Source organism: Pseudomonas cichorii, assembly GCF_018343775.1.
GTDB lineage: Bacteria > Pseudomonadota > Gammaproteobacteria > Pseudomonadales > Pseudomonadaceae > Aquipseudomonas > Aquipseudomonas cichorii.
Genome location: NZ_CP074349.1, coordinates 2868509 through 2880388 on the forward strand (window position 1 = coordinate 2868509; position 11880 = coordinate 2880388).

Sequence of the window (11880 nt, forward strand, 5' to 3'; positions counted from 1 at the left end):
TTTAGAAGGCAACTGTTGCTTTGCCAACAACCAATGTTGAATAAGCAACAGTATTGAAGAGCGATATAACCTAAGTATTATTGGTTCTTTGGCATAGATTGCCGCCTCGTCTAATGTCCTGTCTTCAAAGGGTTTTATTGGCTCTTTGTGTCTTCTTTGCATTGATCTCGCTGCGTGCCCGAACTTTAAAACTACAGCAGAAAACCGCCGCAATTCTTGTTGGTCGGCAGGTATTTCTGCGCCCCAAAGGAGCCGTTCCATGTATTACCGTTCACGGTCACTGCTGGCTGCCGCTGTGGTGGCGGCAATGACGCAACTTCCTGCGCAAGCCGAAGAAACTTCCCCGAGTGCTGATGACGAAACGCGTCTTGGCGCCGTACTGGTGACCGGCACGCGAGGCAAGGCCCGTACCGTGCTGGATTCGCCCGTGCCGGTAGACGTATTGACCGCCGATGACCTCAAGTCCGCCGCAGCCGGCGGGGGTGAACTGGGGCAGGCGCTGCAGACGTTATTGCCGTCGTTCAGCTTTCCCCGCCAGTCCAACTCTGGCGGTGCCGACCATGTACGGGCCGCTCAACTGCGGGGCATGAGTCCCGATCAGGTGCTGGTTCTGGTCAACGGCAAACGTCGGCATACCTCGGCGCTGGTCAACGACTCCTCGAAGATCGGTCGCGGTACCGCGCCAGTGGATTTCAACTCGATCCCCATCAGCGCCATCAAGCGCATCGAAGTGCTGCGTGACGGGGCCGGTGCGCAATATGGTTCTGACGCCATTGCCGGGGTGATCAATATCATCCTCGACGATGCTCCTGAAGGCGGTGAAGTCTCGACCACTTATGGCGCTTACCACACGCGCCAGGATGCCATTGGCAAGACCACGACCGATGGCCGCAACTCGCTGACGACGGCCAAGATCGGCGCACGTCTGGGGGACGAAGGTGGTTTCATCCGTGGCGGCACCGAATACAAGGATCGCGACCCGACCAACCGCGCCGGATTCGACGGTTTCTCCGATACGCCAGGCCAGCGCAACTATGTAATGGGCGACGGCGTGGCACGGGACATCAATGCCTGGTTCAACAGCGAACTGCCGCTGGGCAACGGCAAGGCCTATTCCTTCGGCACCTACAACGAACGCCACACCACGGGTGCCGAGTTCTATCGCTATCCCGGCGACCAGCCACAGTTCTATCCAGACGGCTATCTGCCGCAATCACTGGGAGATAACAAGGACCTGTCGGCCACCGTCGGCTTCAAAGGTCTGCTCGGTGAGCAATGGGACTTCGACAGCAGCCTTACCCATGGCCGCAACCACTTTGAATCGGCGACCCAGCGCACCCTCAACGTTGCCTTGGGGGCTGACTCGCCGACCCGTTTTGATACCGGAACCTACGAATTGCGCCAGACCACCGGCAACCTGGATTTCACCCGTGAGCTGCGCCTTGCCGGCCGCCCGTTCGTGTTGGCGCTGGGCGGCGAATACCGCTACGAAAACTACCTGACCTACGCAGGCGACGAAGCTTCGTATTTCGGCACCGGAGCCGATGGTGCCAACGGCCTGCGCCCGAGCGAAGAAGTGGACCTGGACCGTAATGTCTTCGGCACCTACGCCGAATTGTCCGGCGACCTGACCGACCGGCTGTTTGTCGACGCAGCAACCCGCTGGGAACGTTATGACGATGCGGGCAGCAAGCTCACCGGTAAGCTGAGCGGCCGCTACCGCCTGACCGGGCAACTGGCCTTGCGCGGCGCTGTCTCCAACAATTTCCGGGCGCCGTCGCTGGCGCAGGTGGGCTTCCAGAACACCACCAGCAACTTCGGCACCGGCGGCACGCTGACCGATATCCGGGTGCTGTCGGTCAATGACCCGATTGCCCGCGCGCTGGGTGCCGAGGACCTGAAACCGGAAACCTCTAAGAACTTCAGCCTCGGACTGACGGCGCAATTGAGTGAACGTTTCGATGCGTCCTTCGATGTGTTCCGCATCGACGTCAAAGACCGCATTACCTTGTCCCAGCGTATCGGCAGCGACGCACTGGAGCAGTACATCAACGATAACCTTGGTGTTGCCGGGGTCCATGATGTGAACTTCTTCACCAACGCCGCCGACACCCGCACCGACGGTGCCGAACTGGTCCTCAATTACCGACAGCCATGGCTGGACGGGCAACTGGGCCTGACCACGGCTTACACCTGGAACCACACTAAAGTCACCAAGACCAAAGGCACGCCGTCACAGCTCAGCAATCTCGGGATCGGCAGCGATGCGCTGGTGGGCGTGGAAGAGCGTAACACCCTGACCGATGCGGCACCCAGGGACCGTTTCGTGATTTCCGCCAACTGGGCCAGCCAGCACTGGGGCCTGCTTGGCCGCTTGACGCGCCAGGGCAAGACCACCCGTGTGTTCGATTTCGGGGATTCCCAGCCGGAACAGACCTATAACGCGGTCTGGCAACTGGATGCAGAGGTGCAGTACAGGTTCACGCCCAGATTCGATATTGCCCTGGGCGGCAACAACCTGACCGACAGATATCCGGAGCGCTCCAGCGCCGAGATCAACTACGGCGGCAATCTTCCGTATGATGTGTTGTCACCGGTTGGAACCAATGGCGCGTATTACTACGCCAGGGTGACTTACGGATTCTGAAGAGTTGTTATTGGACACGCCGCCTTGTACGGGCGGCGTTTTTGTTTAAAAGGAAATCTCTGCCGGTTGCGACAAACGTAAAACCGAAAGATCGCCTGTCACGCTCTTCCAGGCCAGGCGAATGGCCTCGATGTTCTCGCGGTTTTTGGCGGTGTTTTCGTGGAGGATCACAATCACCCGGGTATTCAGCCGCTCCGGTTGTGTGGCGCCTTTATCGCGCCATTGGCCGTAGGCATCCAGAGCTGTAAATCCATCGGGGAAACGTGGCGTGACTTCCTTGTCGAGAAACGCCCGCCAGCGCGCGACATTGGCCTGATCATTCTCGCTGTCCAGCAAGCCCAGCGAAAAATACAATTCCGTGCGTAACCATATCGCTTGCGGCGGACGACCGCTGTCGCCCTGCAAGGTGGAAGTGCCTGGGTCAGTCGTGTGAACGGGAAGAGCGGGAGACGCGGAACAACCGACCAGCAGCATAAACAGGCCGGGTAGTAACAGGCGTGGCAACATCAGGGATTCCTGCAGTGGCATCGATAAAGAGGCTCACTATAAGAAGCCGGGCTAATGGTTAGAAATAATAAAAAACCTGTTTCCTGAAGCAAAAAGAATAAGCAAACTCCAACCCCGGTAAGAGCGAATTGATTCGTGAGACGTCATTGAAGGCGATACATCCTCTTCAAAACCAGTTCGCGAATGAATTCGCTCCTATGTATGCTCAAGGCGCCTTGATGGCCGCCGCAACCGAATCTTCAAAACGCTCCAGAACCATACCCACTTCCTCTTCGCTGATGGTCAGTGCCGGCAGGAATCGCAACACGGAGCTGTGGCGTCCTCCGGTTTCGATCATCAGGCCATTCTCGAAGCAGTTGAGCTTGATGGCACGTGCCAGTTGCGAGTGGCCTGGCCCGGTGCGTCCCTTTTCTTTGGGATGAGTGACCTCGACCCCCAGCATCAGACCGCGACCACGCACCTCGGCCAGTGCCGGGTAGCGTTGGGCAATGTCCTTGAGGCCGCTGGCAAGTCTTTCGCCTCGCTCTGCCGCCTGGGCTGCCAGGTTTTGTGATTGCACATGGCGGATAGTCGCAGCACCCGCAACCATTGCAATCTGATTGCCACGGAAAGTACCCGCATGCATGCCGGCGCTCCAGGTATCCAGATGTTCGGCAAAGACGATCACTGACATCGGATAACCGCCACCAATGGCCTTGGACAGCACCAGGATGTCCGGGACGATTCCGGAATGTTCAATGGCAAAGGTGCTGCCGGTACGGCCCAGGCCGGTCTGTACTTCATCGATGATCAGCAGGATTTCCTGCTCGCGGGTGATCTCGCGCAACTCGCGCAGCCAGTTTGCCGACGCCGCAATGCAGCCGCCTTCGCCCTGAATCACTTCGACGATCACTGCCGCGGGTTTCTGCACACCACCTTCGGGATCGCTGAGCACCGTGCGTATGTATTCGATAGACAGTTGGTCGGTCTGAGAGCCATCGGTACCGAAGGGGCAGCGCAGTGCATAAGGGAAGGGCAGGAAGTGAGTGCCGGGGTTGACCGCACCTGCGTTGATCTTGGGCTTGAGATTACCCATGGCCGACAGGGCGCCTGCGGTCATGCCGTGATAGCCGCCGTGAAACGCCATCAGCGGAGTGCGCTGGGTGTAATGACGGGCCAGCTTGATGGCGGCTTCCACTGCGTCCGAGCCGCTGGGGCCGCAGAACAGGATCTTGCTGTTATTGCGCATGGCCGCAGGCAATGTAGAGAACAGCGCCTGCACGAATTCATGCTTGGCCGGTGTGGCCAGGTCCAGACCCTGTTGCAGTTGATCGGTATCCAGGAATTGCAATACGGCTTCGCGGACAACGGCAGGATTGTGACCCAGTGCAAGAGTGCCGGCATTGGCCAGGCAGTCAAGGTATTCACGTCCCTGGTCATCCTTGAGGCGTGAACCGTTACCGCTGACGAACAGGCGTTGGAATGTGGCCGCGTAAGTCCTTGCGTTGGATTCGACTTTTTTCAGATAGCTCAACTCTTGCATAGTCGGTCACTCGTTTGCCTTGAGAAATGGGATCTCCTGCGAGTCGTCTGCACGCCCGCGTGGTGTAGTTGGATTCTGCTGCACAGGCCATGGACCGACAATTTCCCACGAGGCAATGTCCCCGCTTTCCGCGCCAGACAGTCATTGCGTCAAACGCTTCAATAGCGCCGTCAATGCAGCCGAGCGCCTGACCCAACGTCCAGGCATCAAGAGGACGTCATGGATATCTTCAAAACGGCAGCGAAACGTTCACTGCCGATACTCATTGCCCTGATCACCAGCGGCTGTGTGATGGGACCCGATTACCAGCCTCCGGCGGTCAGCATGCCCGCGCAATGGCATGCACCTTTGCCCCATGGTGCCAGCGTCAAGGCGCTGTCCGGCTGGTGGCAGCAATTCAACGACCCGCAACTCGAACGCCTGCTGCAATGGGCCGAGGCCGACAGCCCGACGCTGGATCAGGCCCGGGCAAGCATTCAGCAGGCCAGGGCGACCCTGGCGGTAAGTGATGCCGATGCGTCACCTACGTTGCGAGGCAGCCTTTCGCGCAACCGCACAGGCGAACGTCAAGACAGTACGCGACAGTCTTATTCCAGTTCATCGGCGGGTCTTGATGCTGCCTGGGAACTCGACCTCTTCGGCAAGTTCCGGCGCAATCGTGAAGCTGCAGCCAATCGTATCCAGGCTCGTGTCGATGACTGGCATGACGCACGGGTATCACTGGCTGCCGAAGTGGCCGATGACTATGTTCAATATCGAGGTTGTCAGCGCCTGGTCCTGGCCTATCAGGAGCAGCTCGACTCGCAACGCCAGACCGCCGAACTCACCGGGCTGTCCCTCAGGGCCGGCTTCACTGCACCGGCCGATCTGGTCCTGACCCAGGCGTCGGCAGCCAGCAGCCAGTCGACCCTGATCAATCAGCGCAGCGAGTGCGAGTTGCTGCTCAAACAACTGACTCAACTGACCGGCAGCGATGAAAACCGGGTGCGTGAATTGCTGGGCCAGGCCCCGGCAATATTGCCGTCGCCAGCCCGCCTGGATGTCCATTCCATTCCTGCCGACCTGATCCGCCAACGTCCCGACCTGGCCTCGCGAGAGCGCGAGCTGGCCGCTGCCAGCGCAGATATTGGCGTGGCCGAAGCACAGCGCTGGCCAAGTCTTAGCCTTTCCGGCTCGTTCGCCGTCGGTACCAGCAATGGTCAACTGCTGCGCAACTGGACGGTCGGGCCTTTATTGTCGCTACCACTGCTCGATGGTGGCCTTGGTCGCGCCACGGTCAAGAGTGCCGAGGCGGCCTATGACTCGGCGCTGGCGGCTTATCGGCAAACCTTGCGCACCTCTGTGGGTGAGGTGGAGCAGGCGCTGGTCCGACTCGATGCGGCGCGACGCCGTGAGGCCGATGTAGAGCGGGCGACCCAGGGCTATAGCGAATATTTTCAGGCCGTGGACAAATCCTGGCAGGCGGGTGGTGTGAGCATTCTGGACCGGGAGGTGGCTCGGCGTTCTGCGCTGGATGCCCGGATCGAACTGATCACCTTGCAGCAGGAGCAGGTGCGTTACTGGATTGCTCTTTATAAAGCGTTGGGTGGTGGCTGGCAGGACAGCCCTGAAAACCGGTCAGTCGCGCAGGCTTCGACAGGAGAGCGATCTTGATTGCCGGTCGTCGAAAGCGTGTCTGGATTGTGCTGGTACTGGGCGTTGTTCTGGCGCTTGTGTGGGTGATGCGCAGTCGCCCACAGGCCCCGGTCGCCGAGCCGGTGAGTAATCTCAGCAGTCTCAGCGTCGAAGTCACTCGTGCGCAGTGGCGTCCCTGGCCTGATGAGCTGACGGCAAGCGGCCGTCTCTTGCCCTGGCAGGAGGCGTTAATCAGTGCTGAAACCGGCAGCCTGCGCATCGCCAGTATTAATGCCGATATCGGCGACCGGGTACGCAAGGGACAGGTGCTGGCCACTCTGGCTCAGGACAGCCTGCAGGCCGAGCAGAGCAGGCAGCAGGCAACCGTCGAGCAGGCCCGGGCCAATCTGCAAAAGGCACAATCCGATGTGCGTCGCGCCGAGGTGGTCGGTGTGACCGGTGTGTTGTCCGCCCAGCAAAGCGAGCAATACCGTATTGCTCTGGCCACTGCCAAGGCCGAACTCGGCGTTGCGAGCGCCGATATGCAGAGCATTCGTATCCGTCTTGGTCAGACCCGAATCGTGGCGGTCGATGATGGCATCGTCTCATCGCGTACTGCGCTGCTGGGTAACGTGGTGAATGCCGGGACCGAACTGTTTCGGCTGGTGCGTGAAGGTCGCATCGAGTGGCAGGCCGAGCTGGATGCCCGGCAACTGCTTCAGGTCAAACCCGGACAGCACGCACAATTGACGCTGCCCGATGGCCAGTCGGTGTCGGGTCAGGTTCGTCTGCTGTCGCCCATCCTCGATAACAACACCGGTCGGGCGTTGGTGTACGTGGCGCTTGAGTCAGGCAGTGCGGCGCGCTCTGGCATGTATGCCAGTGGTCGCATCGAGTTGCCTGCCCGACCTGCGCTGACGGTCCCGGATACTGCCGTGTTTCTGCGTGATGGCCGTTCATGGGTATTCACTGTCGGTGCGGATGAGCGCGTTGCGCAGCGTCAGGTACAGGTCGGGCGTCGCCGGGACAATGCCGTGGAAATCGTCTCCGGGCTGGACGAGCGACAGACCATCGTGCGCTCCGGTGGAGCCTTCCTCAGTGATGGCGTCCATGTAACTCCGGTGGCCGCGGGGGCTGTGCAGCCATGACGCTGTCGTCCTTGTCCATTCGCTTTCCGGTCCCGGCAATCATGCTGTTTATCCTGCTGGGTGTGCTGGGCTTTATCGGCCTGCAACGGCTGGGTATTCAGGATTTCCCTGACCTCGATCTGCCCACAGTCACCATCAGCGCGTCCCTTGAAGGCGCGGCTCCCGAGCAACTGGAAACCGAGGTCGCCCGCAAGCTTGAGGACCGGCTTTCATCGCTGCGCCTGCTCAAGCATGTCACCACGACCATCACTTCCGGCAACGTACAGATCAATGTCAGCTTCGCCATCGAGAAGGATGGCAACGAAGCCCTCAACGAAGTCCGCAATGTGGTGGACAGCGCCATGGCGGAACTGCCCGCCAGCCTGGAAACTCCCAGCGTCTCGCGGATGACCATTCATGACACGCCGGTGCTGACGTATGTCATCGATGCGCCGGGCATGGACGAAGAGGCACTTTCCTGGTTTGTAGACAATGAGCTGAGCAAGCACCTGCAAGAGGTCAAGGGTGTTGCTCAGGTGCTGCGTGTAGGCGGTGTCGAGCGCGAGGTTCAGGTGGATCTCGATCCGACCATGATGGCCGGGCTGGGGCTGGGTGTCGCCGATGTGGAGACGCCGCTCAAGGCCATGGAAGTCGATAACTCCGGCGGGATGGCGGAGCTGGGTGGCGCACGCATGGCGGTACGCACTCTGGGTGGCATCGAGGACCCGCAGGCACTGGGCGCCGTTGATGTTCCGACTGGCGATGGTCGCTCTTTTGCGCTGCGCCAGTTGGCGACGATCCGTGACCATCATGCCGAGCGCCATTCCCTTGCATTCCTCGACGGCAAGCCGGTGATCGGTGTTCAGGTTATCCGCTCTCTGGGGTTTTCCGATGTCAGTATGGCTAGCGGGATTCGCGAGGCGGTGGCGGACTTCGTGGCCCGACAGCCTGGTATCAGCCTGACTGAAATCAGCGACAGCTCGGCCTCGGTACTGGAGAACTATCACGACTCCATGAATCTGCTGTACGAGGGGATTCTGCTGGCGGTACTGGTGGTGTGGTGGTTCCTGCGCGATCCACGGGCCATGCTGATTGTTGCAACTGCATTGCCGCTGTCGATCATCCCAACGTTTGGCTTGATGTACTTCGCCGGCTTTACCCTCAATACCGTTTCCTTGCTGGCCCTGGCGTTGATCATCGGTATTCTGGTGGACGATGCGATTGTCGAGGTGGAAAACATCGCCCGGCATCTGCGCATGGGCAAAAGCCCCCGTGAAGCTGCCATGGAGGCGGCGGATGAAATCGGCCTGGCGGTGATCGCTACCACCGTGACTCTGGTGGCGGTGTTTCTGCCGACTGCTTTCATGGGCGGTGTTGCGGGCAAGCTGTTCGTGCAGTTCGGGGTCACGGCGTCGGCGGCGCTGCTGTTTTCGTTGATGGTTGCGCGCTTGCTGACCCCGATGATGGCTGCGGCCTTTCTCAAGCCCGTGGAGCATGTCGAACAGGATGGCTGGCTGATGCGCCGCTATCTGGTGTGGATTCATCGCAGCCTTGAATGGCGCAAGACCAGCATGGCCCTGGCCGGGTTGTTCTTTGCCGGCTCACTGGCGCTGATCGGCTTCTTGCCTACCAGTTTTCTGCCAGCTCAGGACATTGCCCGATCCACCATTACCCTGGAACTGCCACCAGGTGCCACTCTTGAACAGACTGCCAGCCTGGCCCGGGATGCCAGCGCCCGACTGAAATCGATCCAGGGTATCCGGCATATCTTTTCCATGGCGGGGACGGCGGGCAGCGATGCGGGGGATGGCGCGATCGTCAACCGGGCGACGCTGACGGTTGAACTGGCTCGACGTCAGGATCGCGAACTCAGCCAGACCGAACTGGAAGCCCGCATGCGCGACGCCTTGCGTCCGCTGCCGGGGGCTCGTATCAGCGTTGGGGGCGATGGTAATGGCGAAAAACTCGATATCGTGCTGGCCAGCGAAGACGGGAATCTGCTGGAGCGAACCGCGCTGGCGCTTGAACCTCAGCTGCGTCAACTGAGCGGTGTGGGCAATATTGCTTCCAGCGCCTCACTGCAGGCGCCGGAAGTCCAGTTCCGGCCCGATTACACAAGGGCTGCGCAACTGGGAGTCACCAGCCAGCAGATTGCCGACACCTTGCGTCTGGCCACCTACGGCAGCTATTCCTCGGCACTGGGCAAGATCAATCTTTCCCAGCGTCAGGTGAATCTCAGGGTGCGTATGAGCCCTGACCTGCGGGGTGATCTCGAACGTATCGGCCAGTTGCGCGTCAATGGCCGGGATGGTCAGGTGGCGCTGGCCTCCCTGGGAGAGCTGAGCACTGGCAGCGGGCCGGCACAGATCGATCGTCTGGACCGTCAGCGTTACGTCACGCTGTCGGTCGAACTCAATGGTCGCAGCCTGGGCGAAGTGATGAACCAGGCCCGTCAGTTGCCGGGGCTTGCGCATCTGCCTGCCGGCGTCCGGCTGGTGGAGCAGGGCGAAGTGCAGTTGATGAGCGAGCTGTTTGGCAGCTTCGGCCTGACCATGGCCATCGGTGTGTTCTGCATCTATGCAGTGCTGGTGCTGCTGTTTCACGACTTCCTGCAGCCAGCCACCATTCTTTCCGCGCTGCCTCTTTCCCTCGGTGGTGCATTGCTGGGTTTGCTGGCCTGCGACCTGAGTTTTTCCCTCTCTTCGGTCATCGGTCTGCTGATGCTCATGGGCATCGTCACCAAGAATTCGATCCTGCTGGTTGACTACGCCATTCTCGCGCGCCGGGATTTCGGCATGAGCCGTTATGACGCACTGCTCGATGCCTGCCACAAGCGTGCGCGGCCGATCCTGATGACCACCATCGCCATGGGCGCCGGCATGCTGCCGACCGCTATCGGCGTGGGTGCCGATCCGGGATTCAGGCAGCCCATGGCGGTCGTGGTGATCGGCGGATTGCTGACCTCCACCGTGCTCAGCCTGTTGGTGATTCCGGTGATCTTTACCTACGTGGACGACCTGCTGCAGCTCTTCAAGCGCGCAACGAAGGCTTTTCAGCATGACTGACCTGCGCGGATCCGCTGTTCCAATCAACGCTAAAACCGAATGAGGGCATCAACATGAGTGGTTCAATCTTTCTGACGCTGCTTGCCGTGCTCGCGGTTCCCGGCCCGACCAATTCGCTGTTGTTCCAGACCGGCATGAACCGGGGGTTCAATGCGAAGTCACTGTTGTGGGTGGGGGCAGAGTGGCTGGCCTATATGATTCAGATCACGGCCTGGGGCCTGACCCTGGACCGGGTCGCTCGCGACTATCCCTGGGTGGCGACGCTCAGCAAGGCCTTTGCAGTGTGCTTCCTGTTCTATATTGCGATGAAACTCTGGTCCATGGCACGTTCCGGCCAGCACGCTGATGATGCCCCGGGCCTATCACCGACAGGTTTGTTCGTTGCGACACTGACCAATCCCAAGGGGTTGTTCTTCGCCTCGTTCGTGGCACCTGCCGGTACTTTCCTGAGTAGTGCGGACTACCTGGCATTCATGAGCACTTTTACCGCTGTCGTCCTGCCGGTCGGTTCGGCCTGGGTCATCTTCGGCGCCTGCTTCGGCAGCCGGTTGAGTTCACCGCGTTCTTCGCAACTGTTGAACAAGGGCGTTTCCATGGTGATCGGCCTGTTCGCGACCGGTCTGCTTTACAACCTGGCTTCGCATTCGTTTACCGTCTGATGTCAGTGGAGTTTACCCGCGAACAGGCCAGTGCAGTTGTATTGCATGGCCTCTTCGCGAATGAATTTGCTCCCTCAGAATTGCGTAGGGGCGAATTCATTCGTGAAAAGTTGACGGTATATTATTCAGGAGTGTAAATAAAAACGATCCTGCAGAAAGAGGATCGGAAAGGTAATGGCAGGCAGGAGTTATTAATTAACTAATGCTGTTAGTGCTTTATTGTTGAATGATATCGCTCGAAGAGTGCGACGTGCGAATCAGTGAGTGGGCGGCGTAGAAACCCAATACTCTTCGGCTTTTGGCGCGGTACTCACAAGCCACCAGAGACGAGGCGGGCAGGGAATCCGCCGCTCCGGCATTGATTACCTGCATCTTCCTGCCTCCCGAGCGCAGACGTACGTATTCACCGGGTTCGAAGCTGTTCATGTCATCGTCCTTTTTGCGTGAAACTGCCCAAACGTTACTTTCACGCTTGTATTCGAGCATTGCAGAGCAAGGTTGTCTGTGGTGAGAAACGGGGACAAGCTCCGCATACTTATTGTTTGTACCTTACGTCCTGTTTCTTGTCCGGGTATCCAGTGACATACATGTACCTGAGCGCCTGATTAAAGTTCCCTCATATCTACCGAAGTCACTGACTATTCGAGACAGAACATATGACGATTTTTGCTGGAAACAAGGCGGTCAAGTGGGTGTTGGATCGGGTGTCCGGTTATTGCGTGATTCAAGGAGCAGTTGC

Annotated in this window: 8 protein-coding genes; 5 read left to right on the plus strand and 3 right to left on the minus strand. The window is 59.4% G+C overall.

The annotated features are described in order from the left end of the window. The first annotated feature begins 259 nt into the window (after positions 1-259). On the plus strand, positions 260-2647 hold the full coding sequence (locus tag KGD89_RS12580) for a TonB-dependent receptor plug domain-containing protein (RefSeq protein ID WP_025260134.1): 2388 nt from the start codon (positions 260-262) through the stop codon (positions 2645-2647). A gap of 45 nt (positions 2648-2692) precedes the next feature. Here KGD89_RS12580 and KGD89_RS12585 read toward each other — a convergent pair whose 3' ends face one another. Both KGD89_RS12585 and KGD89_RS12590 read right to left on the minus strand, forming a co-directional pair. Beyond that, positions 2693-3154, minus strand: a complete 462-nt coding sequence (locus KGD89_RS12585; RefSeq protein ID WP_025260135.1) for a DUF3574 domain-containing protein — start codon at positions 3152-3154, stop codon at positions 2693-2695. A gap of 205 nt (positions 3155-3359) precedes the next feature. Beyond that, entirely contained in the window at positions 3360-4676 is a 1317-nt protein-coding gene (locus KGD89_RS12590) for a diaminobutyrate--2-oxoglutarate transaminase family protein (protein WP_025260136.1), read from the minus strand. A gap of 219 nt (positions 4677-4895) precedes the next feature. Between KGD89_RS12590 and KGD89_RS12595 the strand changes: the two genes are divergently transcribed. The 4 genes from KGD89_RS12595 (at position 4896) to KGD89_RS12610 (ending at position 11141) form a co-directional block, all read left to right on the plus strand. After that, positions 4896-6329, plus strand: a complete 1434-nt coding sequence (locus tag KGD89_RS12595) for an efflux transporter outer membrane subunit (protein ID WP_025260137.1) — start codon at positions 4896-4898, stop codon at positions 6327-6329. A gap of 68 nt (positions 6330-6397) precedes the next feature. Next, positions 6398-7438, plus strand: a complete 1041-nt coding sequence (locus KGD89_RS12600) for an efflux RND transporter periplasmic adaptor subunit (protein ID WP_051427774.1) — start codon at positions 6398-6400, stop codon at positions 7436-7438. Beyond that, on the plus strand, positions 7435-10482 hold the full coding sequence (locus KGD89_RS12605; RefSeq protein WP_025260139.1) for an efflux RND transporter permease subunit: 3048 nt from the start codon (positions 7435-7437) through the stop codon (positions 10480-10482). The genes KGD89_RS12600 and KGD89_RS12605 overlap by 4 nt, the downstream gene beginning before the upstream one ends. A gap of 53 nt (positions 10483-10535) precedes the next feature. Continuing rightward, positions 10536-11141, plus strand: a complete 606-nt coding sequence (locus KGD89_RS12610; protein ID WP_025260140.1) for a LysE family translocator — start codon at positions 10536-10538, stop codon at positions 11139-11141. A 216-nt stretch (positions 11142-11357) separates the two neighbouring features. On the opposite strand, the gene KGD89_RS12615 is transcribed toward KGD89_RS12610, so the two are convergent. After that, the gene (locus tag KGD89_RS12615; RefSeq protein WP_025260141.1) at positions 11358-11567 is read right to left on the minus strand and encodes a hypothetical protein; all 210 of its coding nucleotides are present in this window, start codon (positions 11565-11567) and stop codon (positions 11358-11360) included. Positions 11568-11880: the final 313 nt, after the last annotated feature.

Bases quoted from the DNA above. Each gene is read 5' to 3' on its own strand.
- KGD89_RS12580 (WP_025260134.1), top strand. From the start codon at position 260: ATGTATTACCGTTCACGGTCACTGCTGGCTGCCGCTGTGGTGGCGGCA.
- KGD89_RS12585 (WP_025260135.1), bottom strand. From the start codon at position 3,154: ATGTTGCCACGCCTGTTACTACCCGGCCTGTTTATGCTGCTGGTCGGT.
- KGD89_RS12590 (WP_025260136.1), bottom strand. From the start codon at position 4,676: ATGCAAGAGTTGAGCTATCTGAAAAAAGTCGAATCCAACGCAAGGACT.
- KGD89_RS12595 (WP_025260137.1), top strand. From the start codon at position 4,896: ATGGATATCTTCAAAACGGCAGCGAAACGTTCACTGCCGATACTCATT.
- KGD89_RS12600 (WP_051427774.1), top strand. From the start codon at position 6,398: ATGCGCAGTCGCCCACAGGCCCCGGTCGCCGAGCCGGTGAGTAATCTC.
- KGD89_RS12605 (WP_025260139.1), top strand. From the start codon at position 7,435: ATGACGCTGTCGTCCTTGTCCATTCGCTTTCCGGTCCCGGCAATCATG.
- KGD89_RS12610 (WP_025260140.1), top strand. From the start codon at position 10,536: ATGAGTGGTTCAATCTTTCTGACGCTGCTTGCCGTGCTCGCGGTTCCC.
- KGD89_RS12615 (WP_025260141.1), bottom strand. From the start codon at position 11,567: ATGAACAGCTTCGAACCCGGTGAATACGTACGTCTGCGCTCGGGAGGC.